Here is a 22,952-nt window from a genome sequence, read left to right as displayed (position 1 = left end):
GCGTATAAAAGCCAGGAGCCGACAACTCTGGCGGCGCGGTGCAGCTATCGCTGTGGGGTATGCACTTGACCGCATTTTCGCAGATCCCACCAATCACCATCCGGTGGCCCTCTACGGGCAGGCTGTCAGCAAGCTTGAGCGCCGAATCTACGCCGACTCCAAAGGGTGCGGTGTAGCTTTCACCACCATCGCAGTGGCCACACCGGTAGCGCTAACCGCTGCGGCCAGCACAGTCGCTCCGAGCCTCACGCTGGCTGCTGTCACGTGGGTGTCGCTTGGCGGCACCACTCTTCGCCGCACTGGTGAACGCATGGCCGACCGACTCACCTCCGGTGACATCGATGCCGCTCGTGCGCTAGTGCCGTGGCTGTGCTCGCGTGATCCGAAAGCTCTCGACGCTGATGGCATCGCCCGAGCCACCGTCGAATCGCTCGCCGAGAATACCTCCGACGCCGTCACCGGCACCCTCATGTGGGGTGCCATTGCAGGAGCTCCTGGTGTGGTCGCTCATCGAGCGGCCAATACCCTCGACGCGATGGTGGGGTACCGCAACGCTCGCTATCGCCAGTTCGGGTGGGCTAGTGCACGGCTTGACGACGTCGCCGGGTTCCTCCCCGCGAGACTTACAGCTATCGCAACTGTGGTTGCAGGTCCGGACCGTCGTCAAGCATTGGCAGCGTGGCGACGAGACGCCAGCAACCACCCAAGTCCGAACGCAGGCGTCGTGGAGGCAAGCGCTGCAGGCGCGCTGGGGCTGCAGCTGGGCGGCGCGACGGTGTATCCCAGTGGAGTGGAGATGCGCCCGGTACTCGGCAGTGGTCGGAGACCTGCGGTGGCAGATGTTCGGCGTGCGGCTGAGCTGAGCAAGCGAGTACAAAATATTGTTGCGCTCAGCTGTGCGGGAGCTGTGGTTGTGGCCGGATGCGTCCGGCACGCGAAGGCGCGAGCTGCGAGCTAGAAGCGTTCGTCGTATCGGTTGTCGCGGTAACCTGCGGCGCGGTGGCCAGTGTTGCCGTAGCGTTGCGCCATGCGCTGGCGGTGCAGCTCGGCGGCGCGATCCTCTTCGGACTTAGCCTGCGGAGGAGTGGGAGTGGTGGCATCGTCCGATTCGGGTGTTGCGTCCTCAGAGTCATCAGCGTCATCTACTGGTTCCGCGGCTTCGGCATCGCGGAGGTTCTTAGCCATCTCCTCTTGCTCCGCGCGGTCTCGTCTGCGCTCGACGATTTCAGCACGAATGAACCAGACGACGGCCAGCGGCACGAGAGCGCCGAAGAAAATCCACTGAATGCCGTAGGAGAGGTAGGGGCCGGACTCCAGAGTGGGCAGTGGAATGGCCTCGATGACGGCATCGGATTTGTCCGAGAGCTGAAGCCAATCGGGGTTGAGTTCGGTGTCGACTAGCTCGGACACTTCCTTGGTGTTGATTCCGTAGACCTGCGGCGGGGTGCCGGGGATTGGGGCGGTCTCGGCGGGAATCTCGTTTCGGCGGGTAAAGGCCGAGATAGTCAAGGTGCCCTTCGGGGCTGGCTCAACATTGGGGGTGCTGGAGTCTGTCGGGCGTACAAAGCCGCGGTTGACCAGGTAGTTTTCGCCATTGTTAGCGACGAAGACATCGAGTACCTGGACGGCGGGGGCTCCATTGACCGGGCGGTTACGCAATAGCACGCGGGTATCCGGTAGGAAGGACCCGGTGGCGGTAACGCGACGCCATTCGTTGCCCTCGACGAACCCTTTGCCCTTGGGCATTAGCTCATTGACATCTACGGGGTCGAGCTCGAATGAGTGCTCAAGCTGCTGATTGCGATGCTGCGTCGCGGTGTTCTTACCCAACTGCCACGGAGCCAGAACAGTAAATGCGAGATAGGAAAACGCAATGGCGACAATGGCAGTGAGAACCCATCCAGGGGTCAGAAACTGGCGCACATTCTTAAACACATTCATTGAGCTTACCCGGTGGTGTGGATGGCACTAGAGCGGCAGGTGATTGGCGGTGCGGAGATTGAGTGAACTTCGGGTAAAGTTATTTGAGCGTATTTGACGGGGAATCTACCCGGGGATAGATGGAAAGAGAGGTGTCGTGGTGGGCACGCAAACAGCGAAATCTTCGCCTTCACGCCGCTTCAGCACAGTCTCGCGCCAGTTCATCAAGTTCGGCCTGGTCGGCGGCACAGGTGTGGTTGTCAACCTGATTGTCGTGATTATTGCCCGCAAGTTGGGCCTCAGTCTGGGCACCAATGAGCACGACGTGTTTATGAACTTGTTCGGAACGCGGTGGAATATCCGTTACTCCCACGTCTATGCAACTCTGGCGTTTGTCGTGGCTAACATCTGGAACTTCCAGCTCAACCGGTCCTGGACCTTCCGAACTGACAATCGCCCGAACTGGTTTAGACAGTTCTTCCCGTTTTTATTTGCAGGTATCTCAGCACTGATTGTGAACCTGGTTGTCATCACGCTGCTGACTAACCCCACCTCGCCACTGGCACTGCCGGTGGATATTTTCGACGACTCCACCGGCTTTAGAAACCGCCTCTACTGGGCAAACCTCATCGGCGTCATCTTGGGTACGCCCGCTAACTTCATCTTGAATAAGATTTGGGCGTTTCGAAACCGGGGCAATGCCAGCAAAACAAAAGAAAAGGTTGTTTTGAAACCTTAACGCTCAGAGGCCAGCGCCAGAGTCTCACGCAACCATGCGATGATTCCCGGCGTCGCGGCCTCAATTTCGTTTCGAGTGCGGACGAATCCCTCCGGACCTCCGTAGTAAGGATCAGCCACGACGGCCCCCTTCGGGGATGCCGGGTCGAAGGAACGCATCAGGCGAATCTTCTCTTTTGGCACGCCAGCGTGGAGTAGACCATTGATGTGCGATTCATCCATGGCGATGAAAAGCGTTGCATCCATGTGCTCATCGCCCAGCTGTGCCGCGGTGTGGTTCGGATCGTAGCCAGCATTTTCCAGCTCGGCTTGCGCTCGCTCGTCGGCGGGTTCGCCGACATGCCAGCCGCCGATTCCGCAGGAGGCGAGCAGGACATCGTCGGCAAGCGCATTGGCTTCAACCGCGTCACGGACGATGATTTCAGCCATGGGGGAGCGGCAGATATTTCCGGAGCAGACAAACACGACGTACACGGACTCAGTACGATGCGACGAGTTCATAAGCATAATAGGCAAAACCAAACTTCTCGGAAAATAAAAATAGGATTGTCACTAATCGTTGACGAGTCTTAAAGATACAACATTTCCCGCACAACACGATTCAGGTCCCCAGGCGACGACGCCACCGCCGCTGCCGATGCCCACTCAGATTCCGAGCCGTAGCCCCATTTAACAGCGATGGCGGGGATGCCGAACTGTGCGGCGCCCTCAAAATCATGGATGCGATCGCCAACCATTACGACCGAACCGTGCGGACGCACTGCTTCATCGGTTTCAATGCCCAACTCCTTGAGCGTGTACTCAATGACCTCGGTCTTTGTCTGTCGTGAGCCGTCGTCGCTGGCGGCGCCGATGAAGTCAAAGGCGTCGAGAAGCCCGAAATTGTCCAAGGTTTTACGGGCGAAGTAGTCGCCCTTGGAAGTCGCAGTGGCTAGTTGGACACCAGCTGCCCGCCAATCGCGCAGGAGCTCCGGCCAGCCGGGGAACATCTCGGCACGCTGCCAAGCACCGGCGTGTTGATGCTCCATGTACACAGCGAAGGCTCGGTCGACTTGTTCGTCGGAAAGCCCGAGGGATGCGAGTGTCTCCACCATTGGCGGGCCTGGGATCGTGTTGATAAAGCTCTCGGGCGGAAGTGGGTGGTCAATTGCCTCCAACGCAAGGCGGAATCCATGTGCGATTGCGGGGAGAGAATCGGCGATGGTGCCGTCGACATCAATAAGGACAGTGGGACGATGGCCAGTGGACATATTGTTCATCCTAAAAGGTCATTAGGCTGGATGGCATGTTAGACGACCCGCTGCGCTATCACGGCGATCAGGCCGCCCATGGCGCTGACCTGGACTTTGCCGTCAATGTTCACGGCACCACACCGCAGTGGCTGCAGGACTCGCTTGCCACGTCCCTTGGAGAACTTGCCGCGTATCCGTCTGCGCAGCTCGATGCCGACGTCCGCGCCGCCATCGCCGCCAATCACAATCGCAGCGCCGACGAGGTTCTGCTTCTTCACGGCGTCGCCGAGGGCTTTTCGCTCTTGCCGCACCTGGGCTTGCCCGCCACCATCGTCCAGCCGCAGTTCACCGAACCTGAAGCCGCGTTCCGCGCCGCGGGAGTCGGGGTGGATTCGCTGGTACTACCGTCGCCGTACACGCTCACGCCTACGCTTGCCGACGTCCACGAGAACGCCTCCTCCCCGCATTCCCAGCAGCTTGACGGTCGGATGGTCATCATCGGCAATCCGACTAACCCCACCGGTGTTGCTCATTCAGCGGATGACCTGCGGGGGCTCGCCAGCCGTTGTGGGATCTTGGTCGTGGATGAGGCATTTATGGACATCGCCGATGGTGAGATTATTCGGCGGTGCTCGCTAGCTGATTGCAGGCCGGGGGAAGCGAACAGTATCCCCGATAATGTCATCGTTTTCCGCAGCATGACTAAGACCTGGGCAATCGCAGGCCTGCGCTGTGGTTACGCGCTGGGAACCCCTGAGCTCCTGGCGCAGTTGGGGCGACTGCGTCCGCACTGGCCACTGGGCACGCTGCAACTTACCGCTATGGCGGCAATCGCGCGTCGCGAGGCAGAGCTGTTGCCACAAATCCGCGCTGAGATTGGTCAGCAGCGCGAGGCTATGACACAGCTGTTAGTAGCCGCCGGCTGGCAGGTGTTGGATTCCAAGGCTCCCTTTGTGCTGGCACGCCCGGGGGTTGCCCTGAGCACGCATGATGGTCCGGGCGCTGCGGAGGTTGACGTCGTCAAGCACGAGCGCCTGAGACAGCGGCTCGCTGCGCGCGGAGTAGCCGTGCGGCGTTGCGACACCTTCGCCGGTTTGGACGGTTCGTGGTGGCGGCTGGCTGTGCGGGACGAGACGAGTGTGCGGCGGCTTATTGCGGAAGTATCGGATTTGCTGTCGCAGAACTGATGGGGCGGGGCAGAGTTCACTACGCTGGAAGAGAAGCTGGAGAGAAATGCATGTTGAAGGGATGGATGTATGACGGACTCTGCGCAGACCCGTGCCGAGGGCAATAACACGGTGGTGACCGTTGCCGACGTGCGTGCGGCGATGGACGCGGCCTACCCGCCAGCACTGGCGGAGAGCTGGGATAAAGTTGGCCTGATCTGCGGTGACCCGCAGGATGAGGTGCGTCGCATCGCGTTGGCGCTGGACTGCACTGACGAGGTTGCAGATCGCGCGATTGCCTCCGGTGCTCAGATGCTCGTTGTGCACCATCCGCTGCTTCTGCGTGGTGTGAATTCCGTGGCGGCGGATACACCGAAGGGTCGGATTATTCATAAGCTGATTCGGGCAGGTGTGGCTCTCTTTGCAGCGCACACCAACGCTGACAGCGCCCGACCGGGTGTCAACGACCAGTTGGCCACGGTTCTCGGAGTTGAACCGGGTGCGCCGCTAGCTCCGCAGCCGGCTCCCGGCTTGGATACCTGGACAGTGAAGGTTCCGGCAGATCACGTCGATAAGGTCGCGCAAGCCATGTTTGAGGCGGGCGCGGGCACTATCGGCGACTACGACAGCTGTGCGTTTCGCATTAACGGCCGCGGCCAGTTCCGCCCGCTGAGCGGGGCGAATCCCTTCATCGGTGCCGAGGGGCAGATTGAGTATGTCGAGGAAGTACGCCTGGAGATGGTCGCGCCACGGTCCGTGCGCGCGGCGATTGTCAAGGCTCTCGTTGCAGCGCATCCGTATGAGGAGCCTGCCTTCGACATCGTGGACAATCAGGCCACCGGCTTGGATCCGCAGCAGGCTGTGGGCATTGGGCGAGTGGGCACGCTGGATACGCCGATGCCATTTAAGGAATTCGTCGCCCGTGTGGCTGAGCGCCTGCCCGCAACGGCATGGGGCGTGCGAGGCGCAGGCGATCCGGAGCGGATGATTCGCACGGTTGCCGTCGCATCTGGTTCAGGTGACTCTTTCCTGGACACTGTGGCAAAGATGGGCGTCGATGCGTTCGTTACCTCTGACCTGCGGCATCATCCTGTCGATGAGACACTGCGAACCGCGGACTTCTGCGTGGTGGACACGGCTCACTGGGCCAGCGAGTTCCCCTGGTGCTACCAGGCCGCAGAGATCCTGGCCGAGAGGCTCGGGGTCGCGACCGAGGTCCTTGAGGTGCGCACCGATCCCTGGACAGTGGCAGAATCGTCGACACAGGCAAGGAAGTGAAGACCATGAGGCTTAGTCCACAAATCCAAGTTGCGATGTTGGAAAAGGCGGAAAACCAAACTCTGTTGGATGGGCTCACCGCCCGCCAGAACGTTCTGCCCGAGCGTGCCGAGTTGCAGGAGCTGCGCAAAAAGCACAGCCGTCAGGCCAGTGAGGCAGCGCGCTCCAAGCTCAGCGCCTCCGATATCGGCCGCGATATTGCCAAGCTGGAATCGGACATCAACAAGCTGAAAGCCCGCGAAAAGGCTGATCGTCTGTCGCTCGGTGCCGCAGAAGACGCATCCACGCGCCGTGACCTCGAGCATGACCTGCGCTCCACCAAGCGCCGCCGCGAACGCGCTGAACAGGAACTCCAGCAGTACGAGCGCATGCAGGAGGCCTATCAGGTCGACGCTGAGCACGAATACGACGCCGACGAGGCGCACGATGACATCGTCGCCGCCAAGCAAAGGCTTAACGACGCCGAGGTTGACCTCATTGCGCGCATTTCCATCGCAGAGACCCGAATCGAAGAGGCTGACAAACTCATTGATGGTTCGGCAGCCAAGCTTTACCGTCGTCTAGCGCTTGCTAATGGGATCCCCGTTGCCCGCTTAAACGGACGCACCTGCGGTTCCTGCTTCATGGAGCTCGATGTAGGAACCGTGCATGAATTCACCACGCTTGCGCCGGAAGAAGTGACGTTTTGTCCTGAATGTGGCGCGATGATTGTGCGTGCGGAAACGCTGGGAGCGGTGAAAGGCGCGTAAATGAGCCAGGCTGCAGACAAGCGCGATAGCGCGCCGGGCTGGACGGGTGCGACTACGGATCCCACGCGGTTGGTGCTGCTGCGCCATGGGCAGTCGCCAATGTCGATTCGCCGGGAGTACTCGGGAAGTCGTTCGAACCCCGACCTGACAGAGGTGGGCAGACAGCAAGCGGAAGCGGCAGCACGTCACCTGGCGACGTTGGCCGATAGCGGCAACATGAGTTTCTCGGCGATTGTGGCCTCTCCACAGCGTCGTGCACAGCAGACAGCAGAGGCGGCAGCCAAAGCGCTCGGGCTGGACATCCACGTTGAAGAGGATCTGCGCGAGACCGACTTTGGGCAGTGGGAGGGCATGACTTTCTCCGAGGCTCACAACGCCACCCCTGAGCTGCACAGTTCCTGGCTTGCGGATCCGGCCGTGGCGCCACCGGAGGGGGAGGATTTCCGCACGGTCGATAGCCGAGTGAGCGCCGCGCGTGAGCGCATCGCTCAACAATTCGGTGCCTCGGATGTGCTGGTAGTCAGCCATGTCACACCAATCAAGTCGCTGCTGCGCCAGGGGCTCGGCTGCGGCTTTGAAATCTTCACTCGCCTGCACTTGGACCTGGCCAGCCTCTCCATCGCGGAGTTCTACGCAGATGGGCCGACATCAGTGCGGCTGATTAACGACACCAGCTACCTGCGTGGTTAGCAGCCGAGCACGGCGGGTTATTTGAATTGCGGTTGTGGCGGGTACACTAACCATTCGAGCGAGCCGGCCGGGTGATCGCGGCAGTTAACGGAACCGGACGCCTCTTTTACAGAGTGTGTCCAGGCCGCTGTCGAGGAAAGTCCGGACTCCACTGGGCATGGTGGTTGCTAACAGCAACCCAGGGTGACCTGCGGGAATAGTGCCACAGAAAATAGACCGCCGGGCGCACAGCCGATGTCTTTGACGTAAAGCTGTGGAGATCCGGTGAGGGTGAAAAGGTGCGGTAAGAGCGCACCAGCGGGGCAAGTGATTGCACCGGCTAGGTAAACCCCACCAGGAGCAAGGCAAAATCGCGCATGCTTCGTCGTGCGCGTGCGCGAGTGTTTGAGGGCTGCCCGTCCGATACTCGCGGGTGTGCTGCTTCAGGCTGTCAGCAATGGCAGACCGAGATGGATGATCGCCACCCGGCGCTTTCCGAAAGGAGCGCCGAGGGACAGAATCCGGCTCATAGGCCGACTCGTTCACACAAGCTTTTCTACTCGACCACCGCGCCGGCCGCAGTGTTCTCCACACGGATGGTCTCGGAACCGCCGTCGTTAAGCGCGGAGGCAATCCGATCGGCATCGTCGACGTGGGACCACATCACCAGCGACGCACCCGGGCACGGCGCACAACGGGCAATCTTCTCGCAGTCAATGGTGTCGGTCAGCTCGGCAATCTGCCCCAGCACAGAGCTTGCCGACGGCGCGGAGCCACGCTCACTGACATCGCGCGAAACCCCTGCGATGGCTGCTTGAATATCGCTGTGACGGATGTGGCCGATGACTGCGCGGGCGCGGTCGGAGGATGCGTCGGCTTCGTCAAGCCACTGAATGGCACGGCCGATGGTGGGGATGTCTTCGTCGTCCGGATGCACCTCGTGACGAGCACGCACCCAGTCCGCGACCCGCTCTTGTGAGTCGGGGAGGCTAGCGAGAGTCGGCACGCCAAAAGCGGCGCAGGCTTGCTGGAAGAACTCGTAGCGCTCCTCGTCGGGCGAACCGCCGGTGACATCGGGGGAGTAAGCGACAGTCAGCGCCAACGACTGCGGGAACGCCGTCTGCGTGACTGCCTCATCGGAGTGGTTGATGCACAGTAGGCTGTCCGGGCGGCTGCGCAGCGCCGTGGTGTAGGGGTACAGCGGCCACGACTGTCCCTTAATCTGCACCATGGTCTCGTGGATAGCGGTGGCAATACGCGTGCGGGTGGGCACATCATCGCGGTCGCCAAAACGCGCATTGAGAGCCAGCGCGAGAGCACACTGAATTGCCGGAATCTCTCCAAAACCGCGACCTGGCGCGATAGTGGAGGCAATGGTGACCTTCAGGCCGTTGCTGTTGCGCGGAACGAGATGCAGCGAGTGCTGTAATGCGACGATGGCAGCCGCGACAGCGGTCGGCACCTGAGAAAAAGCGGCGGGGACGCTATCCGGGAAATCCATCTTGGTAGTTTCGCGCTTGTACACGACAACGAGCTGCTGCTCGTCAATTTCCTCGATGCCGACCGCAGCATAGGCCGGAATGGCGGTGGCTAGGAGCATGCCGCCGGAGGACGCGCAGTCCTCACCCAACAGGTTGATGGAACCCGGGGCGTATGCAACTGAAGCATTAGAACCGACGGCATCGAAGACGTCGTTTACGACAGCGGGTGCGGCGGGCATGGGTGAAACCTCTCCAGAGATCGGACTCATAGTGCTGGTGTGCAGTGTTCGCGTTCAACGCTTGTGTTCTAAGGTGAACAATTCCGTCGATAATACCCGGGTCGGGGGACAGTGACAAACCTATATACTGGGATTTTATGTCGCCGCAGCGCACATGGCAGGCAAATGGTTGCCTCTCTGCAAGTTTGCTTATGTGTGGAGTTGGCGGTGACAGAACCGCTTGATAACTCGACAAGTTCTCGATGTGGAAGAGGAGAAAAATCGTGAGCGACAACAGCAGTAAGTGGTACTACCAGCCGTCGACGGGCACGGTGTTTCAGGGAAAGAAAACCGGTTGGGACGACCGAATGGGCCCCTACGATTCCGAAGAGGAAGCCCGCGCTGCCATGGAAAAAGTCGCCGAGCGCAACAAGGCGGCCGACGACTGGGATGAAGAAGATGACGACTGGGGAGTAGCTGAAAAATAAGGCTCTACGCCTTTAGGCCTTCTTGCCCTTCTTAATCTTCTTTTCCATCTTGCGGAAGGCCTTGAAAACCTTTGCCACGGCATCGTCGTACTCAGCCAGGGCCTTCAGGCCGTCGTAGTACTCCATCTGGTAAAGCACGCCGTAGCCGAAGGTGTCCCTGCCCGCACGGGAGGCACGCTTAGCGCGAGCCAGCACGAAGTCGCGCGCAGTACAGGTGTCCTGGAAGTCACCGAGAACCGACTGCAGGTTCTTGCAAGCAGCGTAGAGCTTCTCGGTCGGCAGGTCCGCGTTCTGAGCAGCTTCCGCGCTGTAGCGGAGCTTCTTCGCAGCCTTGCGGACATCGTGGTAACGCTCGTCCAAATCTGCCTCTGGCAGGTCAGCATCCTCGCGGCCATCGAGTACCAGGTTGTGGCGACGACGGAACTTCGAAAACGCGCTGCGCAGGTGATCAAGCAGCACCGCAGTGGTGTCGAGTTCCTTCGGTGCCGCTACCTTCTCCGGCTCGGCCTTGTCTGAGGTCGTGGAAGCTGCTGCATCGGCGGCAGTATCAGCCTCAGCCGCGACCTCGGAACCAGCTGCCGACGTATCCTCGGAGTCTGCGGCCTCCGCGCCGTCGACAAGCGAATCATCCTTCTTCTTAGACTTCTTTTCCCCAGCCTCGGCCTCGTCCGCATTTGCGGCAATTGGCGGATTGGCGAGGAACTCATCGAGATCGTCGAGAAGTTGCAGGTACTCGCCGGAATTCAGCGCGAGAATAACGCGGTGATGGGCGCGCTCGTAGTCCTTCTGGACATCCTCGACAAGGTTCGCGCGCAGCTCCTCGCCCAAAGCGGCGCTTTCGCGATTGGCCAGCAGTTCTTCCCAGCGCATAGCGACGACCTCAGCGTCACGAGCCACGCCGAGAACACCCGCCAGCTGCTTGAGGTTGCTCTCCAGCTCAGCGACCTTATCGCCCACAACAATGCCGTGGAAGGTCTGCATGTGACTGCGTAGCTCACGAGTGGCGACGCGCATCTGATGCACCGAGTCAAACTCATCGCGGCGTACCTTCGGGTCGTACTCGACCATCTTGGCCACGTTAGCGGCCAGCGCATCGACCACAGTGCGCCCCGGAGTACCCTTCGGCAGCTTCGCTGGAACCGGCGGCAGGGGAGCGGAGTCGATGGAGTCACCCAACGCCGTCGCCAACTTCGAAGGGCTTTCCGACGGCACGGCGCCAGCCACCTCAGCGACCTTGGACATCGCTGCCATTACGGCCTTACCGTCCGGGTGATTTGCCCAATCCCCGAGCAGCTCAATCTCCCACTCACGCCAAGTAGTGGTTTCGCCGCCATCGAGGAAGGAAGTCGCCGTGACGTGATCATCCGCAAACTCCGCCATGGGCGTGCCATCGAGGGCAAACACCGTGGTGACGTGGCGCTCATTGTCTACCTGCGCGATTGGTTGCAGCGGGTGATTGCGCACAATTGCGCGCACGGGGGCAAGCAACTCGGTAGGCACGATGTAGTCAGCATCGCGGCCTTCACCGTTAACAGAGCCCTCTTCCAGGCCAACGCCATATTCGAGGCGACCGCCGGTACCCGGCGCCTTCAGATGCCACCCCTCATCGGGGCCGCCCGTGCGGCGACGCAGAGTGTGCTTGGACCGGGTCAGACGCAGGTCCGCCGTGTCCAGGTAAATCGCGGAGAGATTTCGCACCTCAGTGGTGGTGGAGCCAACCTGTGGAACGAAATCGAACGATGGGGCTACCACTTCTGGGGTAGCTGAGAACTTAGATTCCACCTCCAACGCCGCAGTTGGAGTTTTGGACTTAGAACCAGACTTAGATGCCATAACCACTAATCCTACCCCCGAATCGAAGAGCTAACCCGAGAAGTTCTGCGCCTCAGTAGGGAACTCGCGGGAGTGCACCTGGTCGACATACTGCTTCGCTCCCTTGGTCAGCATCTCGCCGACCTCTTCGAACACCGAACTAAACGACGGCCTGCGGCCATCGGCCGGAACTGCAAAGGCATCCTGCCAGACGAGAACCTGGCCATCGCACTGGTTACCAGCGCCAATGCCACAGGTTGGGATGGATAGCTCGCGGGTAATCTCGGTGGCCAGATCCGCAGGCACCATCTCAAGGACCACGGCCGCGGCACCAGCATCGGCTACCGCATGGGCGTCGGCACGCAGCTGGTCCGCCCCCGCACCGCGCCCCTGGACCTTGAAACCGGACAGCGCGTTGACGGACTGCGGGGTGAAACCGATGTGCGCCATGACCGGAATGCCGGCGTTGACCAGCGCACGGATGCGCGGGGCGATACGCACGCCACCTTCGATCTTGATCATGTGTGCGCCGGTTTCGCGCATCATCTTCGCGGCGGACAGCACGGCCTGCTCATCGGAGGCCTCGTAAGTGCCGAAGGGTAAATCGGCAACCACAAGTGCGTTGCCAGCGCCCCGGACGACACCGCGAGCAAGCGGGATCATTTCTTCCAGCGAGATCTCGGTGGTGGTGTCGTAGCCGTAGACAACGTTTGCTGCAGAGTCGCCGACCAACAGCAGCTCGACACCGGCGGCGGAAAAAGCGCGCGCGGTGGAGTAGTCGTAGCAAGTCAGCATTGCCCAGGGGCGAGACTCAGCCTTCCATTCGGCCAGATTATTCAGACGAATCTTTTTTCCGCTCATGTCAATAGAGCATGCCATAGTCACCCGCAATTCGAGGCCACGAGGGCAGCGGTTATGACACGGGCGCGGCAGTTGGCTAGCCACGCCGGATGGTCAAAATGTGTACCGCGAATCCGGGCACCTGGGTAACGTTGGAAAGTATGAACAGTCAGCAGGAATTCGTCCTCCGCGCAATCGAAGAGCAAGATATCCGTTATATCCGCCTCTGGTTTACCGATATTTTGGGGTATCTGAAGTCCGTTGCCGTCGCACCGGCTGAGCTCGAGGGCTCCTTTGAAGAGGGCATTGGTTTCGATGGCTCCGCGGTGGAGGGCTTTTCCCGCGTTTCCGAGGCTGACACTATCGCGCAACCGGATCCTTCGACGTTCCAGGTCATGCCGCGTCTGCATAAAGAAGACACAATCACGTCCGCGCGCATGTTCTGCGACATCGTCATGCCCGATGGTCAGCCGTCGTGGGCAGATCCACGCCAGGTGCTGCGCCGCCAAATTAAGGCGCTTGCCGACGAGGGCTTCCACGCGTTCATCCACCCGGAGATTGAGTTTTTCCTAGTAGAGAGCCTGGCTACTGATGGAAAGCCGCCGGTGCCAACGGACAATGGCGGTTACTTTGACCAGGCGGTCTACGACCGCGCACCCCGCTTTCGCCAAGAAGCGATCACGGTGTTGGAAGACATGGGAATCCCTGTGGAGTTCTCCCATCACGAAAATGCGCCGGGTCAGCAGGAAATCGATCTGCGCTACGCCGATCCGCTGACTATGGCGGATAACGTGATGTCTTTCCGCTACATCATTAAGCAGATCGCAATGAAAAACGGTGTGCAGGCGACATTCATGCCGAAACCTTTCCAGGATTTGCCGGGCAATGGCATGCACACTCATATTTCCCTCTTTGAAGGGGACACTAATGCATTCCACGACCCGGATGATGAAAACCAGCTCTCCGACACCGCAAAGGGTTTCATTGCCGGCATTCTGACTCACGCCAGCGAAATTTCCGCTGTGACCAATCAGTGGGTCAACTCCTACAAGCGCACGGCATTTGGCGATGAGGCTCCGACGTCCGCGACATGGGGCATGGCCAACCGCTCGGCTCTCGTGCGTGTGCCCATGTACTCACCGGGTAAGGCACATTCGCGCCGGGTGGAAATTCGTTCCTTGGACTCGGCCTGTAACCCGTATCTTGCTTACTCGGTGATTTTGGCCGCCGGTTTGAAGGGAATTAAGGAGGGCTACCAGCTTCCGGAGCAGGCAGAGGACAACATCTCCGAGTTGACCAAGCGGGAACGACGTGCGATGGGCTACCGCGATTTGCCGACATCCCTGGAGGTGGCGCTGCAGGAGATGGAACGCTCCGATCTGGTGGCCGATGCTCTCGGTGACCATGTCTACGAGTTCTTCCTGCTCAATAAGTGGCGCGAGTGGCGCGAGTTCCAGCGTCAGGTGACGCAGTGGGAGCTGCGCACAACTCTGGATTACTAGTTTCCCCGTACCGCCCCCTTCCTTTTTCGTCTTTAATTTGTTTTTTGGGTGACCAGTTTCAATGGTGATGAATCGACCTCGCACATCTCGCCAATCAGTGCCGCGGCCCGCAGCGCTGGGCTTGCGTAATGACGATCGGACGCGGGCTGACCTGGAAGATTTGGGGTGGTACAACGAGGAGTCCCTACATCTGTTGTGGGGTCTTGCCGGAGCCAGCGACCCCAAGCTGGCGCTTATGGCGCTAGTGCGGCTGAAAGGCGCTCTCGACGAGCTGGAGCAGCAGGGAAAGCTGGAGAACTGGGCCACCTGGTCCGGTCTCGATGAAGCCATGCGCGAGCAGGTGCCGCTACGTACGCGTATGTTTGCGCTGCTCGGCGGCTCGAGTGCACTGGGCGATCACCTGGTTGCACACCCAGAAAAGTGGGTTCTGCTCCAAGCTGAGTTTCCAACTGAGGCAGACATGTTCCGCGAGATGCTCTCCAGCGTCGGGGCTGTGCCCGAGGTCATCGAACTCACTGATGAGGCCAGTCTGGAAAAGCAGGAGGATCCCGAGTATCGCAACCCCGTCGTTGCGCCCGCCACGCTTGAAGGCCCCGGTTTGTACCGTGCGAAGCTAACCGGCCGTGAGGCCGAAGTTGCGATGCAGTGCGCCTACCGCGACTTGATTATGCGTATTGCGTGCTACGACTTGGCTGGCACGTACCCACGGGGCCCTCGCCGTCCGGGACAGCCACAAGTCCCATTCCGTCAGGTCTCGGAGGCACTCAGTGATCTGGCTGATGCGGCGTTGACGGCTGCACTCTCTGTCGCGGTGCAACAGGTCTTTCCTTCGTCGCCGGTCTCAACACGCCTGGCCGTAATCGCCATGGGCAAGTGCGGTGCGGAAGAGCTGAACTACATCTCCGATGTGGATGTCATTTTCGTCGCAGAGCCGGCGGATGCCCGAGCCACCCGTTTGGCCAGCGAATTTATCCGGATTTCTTGCCACTGCTTCTTTGAGGTCGACGCGAATCTCCGACCGGAGGGTAAGTCGGGTGCACTCGTACGCACCGTGGATTCCCACGTCGCCTACTACAAGCGGTGGGCTGAAACCTGGGAGTTCCAGGCGTTACTGAAGGCGCGGCCGATGACAGGCGATATCGAGCTGGGCCGCGAATACATCGATGCTCTAGCTCCGATGGTGTGGACCGCCTCTCAGCGGGAATCCTTCGTCGATGATGTTCAACGCATGCGCGCCCGTGTGGTCCAAAACGTCCCCGAAGAGCTTCGCTACCGAGAGCTCAAGCTCGGTCGCGGTGGTCTGCGTGATGTCGAGTTCGCGGTGCAGCTGCTGCAGCTGGTCCATGGTCGCTATGACGATAGCCTCCGCGTGCTGCCAACTGTGATGGCACTCGACGCACTTGTCGAGGCTGGCTATATCGGTCGCGAAGACGGTGCCGCGCTGATTAACGCCTACGAGTTCGTCCGTCTGCTGGAGCACCGCCTGCAGCTGCAAAAGATGCGGCGGACGCATTTGTTGCCTGCCGACGACGACACCGAAGCTCTTCAGTGGCTCGGTCGCGCCTCTGGCATCGTCGGTGAGGGCGGCACCGATGCCAGCAAACCGCTGGCCAAGCAGGTTCGACTGGCCAGCTCACAGATCCGCTCCCTGCACAACAAGCTTTTCTACCGTCCACTGCTGAACTCCGTGGTGGAGCAGGACATTGGAACCCTGCAGCTATCGGCCGATGCGGCAAAGCGCCAGCTGGCCGCGCTGGGCTATCAGTACCCGGATCGCGCCTACGAGCATCTTTCTGCGCTGGCGGCGGGCACCTCGCGCAAGTCGCGTATTCAGGCGATGCTGCTACCGACGCTGATGGAGTGGCTATCGTCGACGCCAGACCCCGACGCGGGTCTGCTCAATTATCGCAAGCTCTCTGAGAAGCTCCACGACGAAACGTGGTTCCTGCGTACGCTGCGCGATGAGGGCGTCGTCGGCCAGCGGTTGATGCGGGTGCTCGGTTCTTCGCCGTACGCGTCTGATCTGATTATGAGTGCGCCGGACGTAATTAAACGGTTCGGCGACGGCGCGTCCGGGCCGAAGCTACTGAATACCGACTCCGATGCAGTCGGGCGTGCGCTGGTCGCAGCGGCTGCTCGTCACAACAGTCCAGCTAAGGCCATTGGTGTGGCACGTGCGTTGCGCCGTGCAGAGCTCGCGCGCATTGCCTCCGCAGATCTCTTCGGACTGATGGATGTGCAAGAGGTCTGTCATTCTCTGTCGATGGTGTGGGACAACGTACTCGAAGCTGCCCTCGCCGCCGAAATCCGTGCGTGGTCGCTGGAGCATCCTGACTCGGAGGTCCCGGGCATTATCTCCGTAATCGGTATGGGGCGACTCGGCGGTGCTGAACTGGGCTACGGCTCCGATGCCGACGTGATGTTCATCTGTGAACCCCGCAAGGACGCCGATGGAGCGCCGCTTGTCGACGATTCCGAGGCGGTCAAGTGGGCAACCAGGATTTGTGACTCGTTGCGTCGTCGGCTGGCAAAGCCAAGCCAGGACCCGCCATTGGAGGTCGACGTGGACCTGCGCCCAGAAGGACGCTCGGGCCCGATTGTCAGGACCCTGGATTCCTATGTGACCTACTACGAGCGCTGGGGTGAAACCTGGGAGATTCAGGCACTGCTACGGGCTACCTGGATTGCCGGCGACAAAGACCTGGGCACCCGCTTCCTTAAGGCCATCGATCCGCTGAGGTACCCACAGGGCGGAGCTGATGCCAAGATGGTCCGCGATGTCCGTCGTATGAAAGCGCGTGTTGATTCCGAGCGACTGCCTCGCGGAGCCGATCGCCGTACCCACACCAAACTCGGTTCCGGTGCACTGACCGATATCGAATGGACTGTGCAGCTGCTAATCATGCTGCATGCCCACGAGGTGCCGGAGTTGCACAACACGTCGACGCTGGAGTGTCTGGAAGTGCTGAAAGACCGCGGAATTCTAGATGCGGAGGATACCGACGCACTTCGGGATGCCTGGCTGATGGCGACGAATGCTCGCAATGCGCTGGTGCTCACCCGTGGTAAGCGCACGGATCAGCTGCCCCAGCCGGGGCGTCAGCTGACTCAGGTCGCCGGTGCGGCGGGGTGGGAGGCATCGGATTCCAACGGTTTTATTGAGCACTATTTGCGTCTGACTCGTCACTCCAGCCGTGTCGTCAATCGTGTGTTTTGGGGTGAGGAGAACCCCGACCACGAGTAGGCCGGGCAGAGGTCTGCCGCACCTCGCTGCGAGGCTCAATATGTGGCAGCGGGGTGCAGCCTTTGTCTTAGCACGGCGACCGGGCATAATGGTGGGCTATGGAACGCAACGTCGATTACTCGGTACGCCCTAGGTATGAGGATTTCATTCTCAACCTCGATGGCACTGACCTGCGTTTTTTATTGAGCCGCACGTGCCCAGCCGCTGATACCTCAGCTGCTGGGCAAGAGGCGGTGGAATTGCTGATGTCACAGGATTCAGCGCATACGGCGCTGTCTTTTTGTGATCCCGATGTTCTCGATGTGGCCCACTTGGTTCATATTCTGGAGGATTCCGCATCGCTGGATACCCTCACAGAAGTGGCCTATTGGGCATCGGATGCGGACGTGATGGCGCACGATACGCCGAAGGGCGTTGACCGCAAGCGTCGTCGCGTCGGCAAGCAGCAGCTTGAGCATGTGCTACGCCGTGGCCAGCGCCAGGGGCTCGTGTGGGAGGAACCGGCGGGCGTGTGGCATGTGCCGCCACATATTTCGGAGGTGTTCCCGGCGGAACCGAGCCTTAGCTTCCGCGTCGCCGACTTAGTGGCGAATATGCCAGCGGATGTGCTGAGTCGCCGTATGGAGCGCATGGGGCTGGAGCCGGATAACGCGCCGGGAGAGGGCACACCGCGAGCCCTGAACGCCAGCGATTTAACGGTGCGGAATGTGCAGGCTCGCCAGGTGGAGCTCATTGCAGGCTTCCTCTGCGATCCGGTGAAGGTGCGGGCTCTGGTGATGACAGCTCCGGTGGATATTCGCAATGAGCTGCGCTGGATGGCAACCGACGAGAAGTACTTGCCCTCCTATATGTGGTCTGAACTACGTGCCGACGCGGTGCGCTGGGCCGAAGAGCGTCTGCTGCTGACTGTGCTAGAAGAACCGGCGATGCCGACATTTGAGCAAGAATCGGAAGCACGCAACGAATCGACAGTGGTTGCCCGCCTGGTGGGCGCAGTCGCGTTGGCGCTCAAGGGCGACATGTGGTCGATTCGTAAGCCGCATCCGACGGAGTCTTTCCCGGCAACGCTGGAGTCAAAGGAATTGACCGAAGCTTCGGTGGCTGCGGTGGCGTTTGCTTCGGCGTTTATGGATGCTGCGGGCAGCGGCGACGGACGTCTGAAGGACCCGTTGCACATGTATGAGGAATCGAGCCTGCTGTGGATTCAGGACTTCGCAGCGTCAATAGGGGCGAGTGCTTTCGCGGCGCCCTGGATTGTGGAGATGCTGGTCAACGCGGGATTGATTCACGCTGACAGCGGGCATCCGACGCCGCGCGCACTGCAGTACTGGTACAACGCTGATGCCTCGACCCGATGGGCGTATCTCGCGGCGGGCTTCCTCGTTGGTCGCGGTCCGTGGCACGGCGAGTTTCCGTGGGTGACCATGGGCGTCGATGATCTGTCGCATGCCACCCTTGCCTACGGCTACCCGTATGCCGCGCGTGAAGTAGTGTCACTGGCCGCGCAGCTGGAGGAAGATCAGAAGTTCTATGGCTGCTGCGTCGAAGGGCATATGGCTTGGAATGTCGACAACCTCTGCGCTCGCAATGGCGCCGATGGGGAAGCGATGGTCGGTTGGCTGCTGGAGCAGGCCGGCATCTTGGGTATTCTCTATCATGGGCACGCCTCCTGGCAAGCCATGGCCATCATGTATGCCTTGCACGACATCTGGCTGACTGATCAGCACGTCGGTGCTCAGCGCATGGCCGAACTCATCGCTGAGTATGCCGCTGGCCAGGTGCCGACGGCGGAGGCAGTCCAGATTGCCCGCCTGTTCAAGGATGCCGCACCTAACGAGCGCCTGGCTGCCACATTGGATGGCGTCGCCAGCAACCAGGTTGCCCTCGCGTTGGACTTCATCGGCGACCGCGAAACCTGCGCGGAAACTTCTCGCTGGATTATTTCCGAGGAGAGCCTGCGTCGCGCTTGCCTCGCGGTTGACGGCGACGTCGATGTCCTGTTTTCCCAGCTGGGGCCACTGGTCAATAGTTCTATGAAGCTGGTCATCTACGCCGAGCTAGTCCGCATTACCAAGACCGAGAAGCTGCAGGAAATGTATGAGCGTGAGGCCGTAGCATCAACGCCTTCGCTTGACGACGTCCCGGAGAACGCAGCCTCCGAAACTGACACCGGTGAGCGCGCTTCCCATGGTGCTCAGACCGATGGCAGCGAACGCACGGCGGATAGCGGCCGCGCAGACTCCTCTGGGCGATCGGAGGACTCGGATGACTCGGAGGGACTGGAAGGACCAGAGCAGCTTTCGCTGTTCTAGCCGCTCCGTCTCTCGACTTCCTGTAGTTCCTACTCCGTAGGTTCCAGCTCAAAACGGCTCTGCTGGGCGACAAAGCGTGCCGCCGCACGCTTTGCAACCAGCAGGCCAACGAAACCAATCACCCACACACCGACGACAGCCAACCAGCCAATGCGGAAGGTCTCCCAGGTGTAATTTCCATCGGGAGCTGCAATATCCAGCAGGAAGCCGACACCTTGTGCAGCGAGCATGGTGGCCACAAAACCGCCCATATTCGCCAACCCAGTGCCGGTGGCGAGTACCTTGCGATCGACCTCTTCGCGCACTGAGTCAAAGCCGAAGTTGGACATTGCACCAAGACCGGCCATTAGGATGTTGACTACGATAATTGCCCAGTACGCTGGTGGGTTGCTCGGTGCCAGGAACACAAGCCAGACGGCCATGTTGATAAACGCGATTGCGACAACAACCTTGATACGGTCGCGGCCGGTGCGTGCCGAGACCATGCCCATCAACGGCCCGGCGATAATTACTGACAGCGTGTTAACGACCAGCACCACACTGGCCTCGGAGGGCTTAAGACCCATACCTAGCATCATCAGAGGCATGCCCCACAGCAATGTGAAGATGCACTGATGCATCAAACCAGTCCAGTGAGTGAAGAAACCCTGCCAGCACACCGGGTGAGTGGTCACAATCTTCAGAGTCTGGCCGATAGTTAGTTTCTCATCGGCTGCGGCAGAGGCTCCGCCATCGGCAGCCGTTTTCGCGGCCTTCTCGGCGGCGCGGCGTTTACGAAGTGACATCTTGGCTGTGGAGGAGTTCTCCGGGACGTCGGCAAGCGCGATCATGCCTACGATAGCGATGAGAAGACCCGCGGTGCTCAGCGACAAGAACGCGGGCACCCACCCCGCGGCGTGCAGAATCGCGAGGAACGGGACCGCAGAGATGAACTGGCCGAGCTGGCCAAGACCAGCCGTGAGCTGCGTGAACAGCGGAGTGACGCGCAGTGGGAACCACGCGGGAAGCAGCCGCATAGCACCGAGGAATGCGGTGGCATCGCCGGCGCCGATGAACACACGAGCAATGACAGCCAGCGGATACGATGTCGTGAACGCAATGATGACCTGGCCCAGTGCCATGATCAGTGCGCCCACGACCATCGTTTTCTTGGCGCCGACGCGGTCAATGATGATGCCCGTCGGAATCTGCGCCAGGGCGTAGACGCCAACCTGCACGGCGGTGAACAGCGCGAGTTGGGAGGCGTTGATATGGAAGCGATCGAGCGCCTCGACGCCAGCGACACCCATGGAGGTGCGGCCGACGATGGCAACGATGTAGGTAATCAGCGCCGCCAGCCAGACGGCAATCGCGCGACCAGTGACATGCTCGCGCGGGTCCTTTGCCACTGCGGTGGCGGGCTGATCTGTTGATGAAATCTGATCTTTACCGTTACGCTGCTTTACCACTCGCCACATTGTAGACCCCATCAACCAACCGGCCTGAAGAGGGGTCGCACCGGGGCCTAGATGGCCCCGATCATGCCTGCGGCAAACTACCTTTGTGCCTTAGCCAGAACTTCCTTCACGAAGTCCGCGACCACCAGCCGTGAGACCTTGAAATCAATTACGGCAACGGAGGCCTCATCGGAGTTGGAAACTTCATGGAAATAGGCGTCGAGTTGGGCAAAGTCCTCAGGTTTGCCGACACTGAAACCGTGAGCGCCATAGGCACGTCCGACTGCGGCGAAGTCGTAGTCGGCAATCTCCATGGACGAGGTGTCCAACCCGACATCGCCAAACTGGTGCAGCTCCGCGCCGTAGGCAGCATCGTTAATGAACACCACGCAACCGCCACGACCACGCCGCAGCTGCTCAATCGCCGCAGGTAAATCCGCAATACCCATCGTGCCGCCACCGTCACCGGCGACTAGCACGCAATAGTCCTTGGGGCGTGCCGCCGCGAGGCCGACAAGTGACCCCATGCCCAAACCAATTGACTGAATCGCCGTGCCCACAATCACTTGCTGCTGCGGACCAGGCACATCAAGATATTTCGGAACCCACCCCAGGAAATGGCCACCGTCAGTACACACAGCGCGCTGATTGGGCAGGATACGATTCAGATACTGCAGGCACGCCCGCGGATCCAACCGGCCATCCGCGCACGTCAGCGACTCGACCTCCGCTGTCGTCGGCAGTGTCTTCAACTCCGCACGCCATGTGCTTGACGACGCCCGGGGCTTCTCCAGCTGCTCTGCCAGTACGGGCAGAAGTTCCTCCAACTTAGCCAATAGCGGTGTCACCGACGGCTGAGCAGCGGGATGGGGCTCGTCGACAACCTGGATAATCTTCGCGTCCGGTGCAAACATGTTGCCGCCACGGTTTTGGAAAGCGTTAAAGCTTGCTCCCAGGAACAGCACCACATCGGCCTGTCGAGCTAGCTCCACCTGCCACGCATGCGCAAAACCGCCCACGGTGCCAATCTGCCACGGACTGGAAAGCACATGACGAGCCATCGCTGAGTGCATAAACAGTGCCCCCACGCTGTCCCCGATGCGGCGGACTAGCTCTGCGGTATCAGAGAGCAGCACACCTCTACCAGCAATAATGAGAGGGCGACGGGCAGTCTGCAGTTCCTCGGCCAGCGACGTGACAGTTGACTCCAGCCATTCTGGTCGGCCCGTGTGCAGATGTTCCTGGTTAGCCGACTGTGTTTCAGATGCAGATGCCGTTATCGGTGCTTCTTGGATGTCATAGGGGAGCAGCAGCACGACAGGCTGCCGAGAGCTCAGTGCGTGCTGGACTGCAAAGTTTGCGTCGTCAAGCGCGGACTCGGGAGTAACGGTGCGATGACAGACGTCAAGGGCGTCGAGGAGCGCCGCCTGATTAAGGTCAAAGGGACGTGGGCGTTCCGGGTGCGTGCCGACGACAAAAATCAGCGGAATACGGGCTACCCGAGCCTCGGCCAGAGTGGTTAGCGCATTGGTGAATCCTGCGCCGCAAGTGGCGGTCGCGATAGCAAGCCCACCGCCTGCGCGGTGGAAGGCATCGGCGGCCCCGACAGCAGCCGATTCGTGTCGGACGGAGGAGTAGCCGAATCCCGATTCAGTAAGGGCTGACGTGAAGTGGGAGTTCGCGTTGCCGATGAGACCGAAGCAGTGGTCGCAGTGCTGGGCCAGTGTGTCGGCCAGCGCCCGCGAGACCGTGGTGGTCTTTTGGGAACCTTCCAGCGGGGAAGATGCGGGCGCGTGGGGCATAGGACGGCTATTAACTCGAGTGAAACTCATGTGAACAATTGTGAGGTAATCACGGGGGTAATAAC

General features: G+C 60.5%; 17 protein-coding genes, 1 other RNA gene and 1 pseudogene. 11 read left to right on the top strand and 8 right to left on the bottom strand.

Annotated elements, in window-relative coordinates:
* Positions 1–4: 4 nt before the first annotated feature.
* Positions 5–958, top strand: a complete 954-nt coding sequence (locus HMPREF2547_RS09660; RefSeq protein WP_370548588.1) for a cobalamin biosynthesis protein — start codon at positions 5–7, stop codon at positions 956–958.
* On the opposite strand, the gene HMPREF2547_RS09655 is transcribed toward HMPREF2547_RS09660, so the two are convergent.
* On the bottom strand, positions 955–1,941 hold the full coding sequence (locus HMPREF2547_RS09655; protein ID WP_049170162.1) for an SURF1 family cytochrome oxidase biogenesis protein: 987 nt from the start codon (positions 1,939–1,941) through the stop codon (positions 955–957). The genes HMPREF2547_RS09660 and HMPREF2547_RS09655 overlap by 4 nt on opposite strands.
* Positions 1,942–2,077: 136 nt before the next feature.
* On the opposite strand from HMPREF2547_RS09655, the gene HMPREF2547_RS09650 reads away from it, so the two are divergent.
* Complete coding sequence (locus HMPREF2547_RS09650) at positions 2,078–2,659, top strand: GtrA family protein (protein WP_042388795.1); 582 nt, start codon at positions 2,078–2,080, stop codon at positions 2,657–2,659.
* On the opposite strand, the gene HMPREF2547_RS09645 is transcribed toward HMPREF2547_RS09650, so the two are convergent.
* Positions 2,656–3,159 (bottom strand): low molecular weight protein-tyrosine-phosphatase, encoded by a 504-nt coding sequence (locus tag HMPREF2547_RS09645; RefSeq protein ID WP_369707166.1) that lies wholly within the window; start codon positions 3,157–3,159, stop codon positions 2,656–2,658. The two genes, HMPREF2547_RS09650 and HMPREF2547_RS09645, sit on opposite strands and share 4 nt — an antisense overlap.
* Positions 3,160–3,227: 68 nt before the next feature.
* The gene (locus tag HMPREF2547_RS09640) at positions 3,228–3,908 is read right to left on the bottom strand and encodes an HAD hydrolase-like protein (RefSeq protein ID WP_049192884.1); all 681 of its coding nucleotides are present in this window, start codon (positions 3,906–3,908) and stop codon (positions 3,228–3,230) included.
* A gap of 35 nt (positions 3,909–3,943) precedes the next feature.
* Here HMPREF2547_RS09640 and cobC point away from each other — a divergent pair, with 35 nt between their 5' ends.
* From cobC to rnpB, 5 genes and pseudogenes are all read left to right on the top strand, one after another.
* Positions 3,944–5,077, top strand: coding sequence for an aminotransferase class I/II-fold pyridoxal phosphate-dependent enzyme (gene cobC, locus HMPREF2547_RS09635; RefSeq protein WP_070595654.1), 1,134 nt, complete (start codon positions 3,944–3,946; stop codon positions 5,075–5,077).
* Between the two features lie 69 nt (positions 5,078–5,146).
* The gene (locus HMPREF2547_RS09630) at positions 5,147–6,334 is read left to right on the top strand and encodes a Nif3-like dinuclear metal center hexameric protein (RefSeq protein WP_049192886.1); all 1,188 of its coding nucleotides are present in this window, start codon (positions 5,147–5,149) and stop codon (positions 6,332–6,334) included.
* A 5-nt stretch (positions 6,335–6,339) separates the two neighbouring features.
* Positions 6,340–7,083, top strand: coding sequence for a zinc ribbon domain-containing protein (locus HMPREF2547_RS09625; protein ID WP_016423071.1), 744 nt, complete (start codon positions 6,340–6,342; stop codon positions 7,081–7,083).
* Positions 7,084–7,107: 24 nt separating this feature from the next.
* Positions 7,108–7,773 (top strand): annotated as a pseudogene (locus HMPREF2547_RS09620) (histidine phosphatase family protein); the annotation flags it as partial.
* Positions 7,774–7,832: 59 nt separating this feature from the next.
* An RNA gene (gene rnpB / locus HMPREF2547_RS09615) (RNase P RNA component class A) lies at positions 7,833–8,297 on the top strand.
* 11 nt (positions 8,298–8,308) lie between these two features.
* On the opposite strand, the gene HMPREF2547_RS09610 is transcribed toward rnpB, so the two are convergent.
* Positions 8,309–9,472: a galactokinase family protein gene (locus HMPREF2547_RS09610; RefSeq protein ID WP_049170173.1), complete on the bottom strand. Its 1,164-nt coding sequence runs from the start codon at positions 9,470–9,472 to the stop codon at positions 8,309–8,311.
* A 263-nt stretch (positions 9,473–9,735) separates the two neighbouring features.
* Between HMPREF2547_RS09610 and HMPREF2547_RS09605 the strand changes: the two genes are divergently transcribed.
* On the top strand, positions 9,736–9,939 hold the full coding sequence (locus tag HMPREF2547_RS09605) for an SPOR domain-containing protein (RefSeq protein WP_016423068.1): 204 nt from the start codon (positions 9,736–9,738) through the stop codon (positions 9,937–9,939).
* A 12-nt stretch (positions 9,940–9,951) separates the two neighbouring features.
* On the opposite strand, the gene HMPREF2547_RS09600 is transcribed toward HMPREF2547_RS09605, so the two are convergent.
* Positions 9,952–11,772, bottom strand: a complete 1,821-nt coding sequence (locus HMPREF2547_RS09600; RefSeq protein WP_070605670.1) for a CYTH and CHAD domain-containing protein — start codon at positions 11,770–11,772, stop codon at positions 9,952–9,954.
* A 30-nt stretch (positions 11,773–11,802) separates the two neighbouring features.
* Positions 11,803–12,612, bottom strand: a complete 810-nt coding sequence (panB, locus tag HMPREF2547_RS09595) for a 3-methyl-2-oxobutanoate hydroxymethyltransferase (protein ID WP_224783789.1) — start codon at positions 12,610–12,612, stop codon at positions 11,803–11,805.
* 140 nt (positions 12,613–12,752) lie between these two features.
* Between panB and HMPREF2547_RS09590 the strand changes: the two genes are divergently transcribed.
* The 3 genes from HMPREF2547_RS09590 (at position 12,753) to HMPREF2547_RS09580 (ending at position 19,649) form a co-directional block, all read left to right on the top strand.
* Positions 12,753–14,093 carry a glutamine synthetase family protein gene (locus tag HMPREF2547_RS09590; protein WP_005511085.1) on the top strand — a complete coding sequence of 447 codons (1,341 nt, stop codon included), beginning with the start codon at positions 12,753–12,755 and terminating at the stop codon, positions 14,091–14,093.
* A 61-nt stretch (positions 14,094–14,154) separates the two neighbouring features.
* Positions 14,155–17,337: a bifunctional [glutamine synthetase] adenylyltransferase/[glutamine synthetase]-adenylyl-L-tyrosine phosphorylase gene (locus HMPREF2547_RS09585; RefSeq protein ID WP_049189593.1), complete on the top strand. Its 3,183-nt coding sequence runs from the start codon at positions 14,155–14,157 to the stop codon at positions 17,335–17,337.
* Between the two features lie 98 nt (positions 17,338–17,435).
* Positions 17,436–19,649, top strand: a complete 2,214-nt coding sequence (locus tag HMPREF2547_RS09580; RefSeq protein WP_049189592.1) for a hypothetical protein — start codon at positions 17,436–17,438, stop codon at positions 19,647–19,649.
* A gap of 29 nt (positions 19,650–19,678) precedes the next feature.
* Here the strand turns inward: HMPREF2547_RS09580 and HMPREF2547_RS09575 are convergent, their stop codons facing one another.
* On the bottom strand, positions 19,679–21,106 hold the full coding sequence (locus HMPREF2547_RS09575) for an MFS transporter (RefSeq protein WP_049189591.1): 1,428 nt from the start codon (positions 21,104–21,106) through the stop codon (positions 19,679–19,681).
* Positions 21,107–21,183: 77 nt separating this feature from the next.
* Positions 21,184–22,917, bottom strand: a complete 1,734-nt coding sequence (locus tag HMPREF2547_RS09570; RefSeq protein ID WP_246819671.1) for a thiamine pyrophosphate-binding protein — start codon at positions 22,915–22,917, stop codon at positions 21,184–21,186.
* Positions 22,918–22,952: the final 35 nt, after the last annotated feature.

Origin of the sequence: Corynebacterium sp. HMSC055G02 (genome assembly GCF_001809065.1) — a bacterium.
In the GTDB taxonomy this organism is placed as follows: Bacteria; Actinomycetota; Actinomycetes; order Mycobacteriales; family Mycobacteriaceae; genus Corynebacterium; species Corynebacterium jeikeium_D.
Note: the sequence above shows the minus strand (reverse complement) of the source record. Positions and strands in the feature narration are given on the sequence as shown.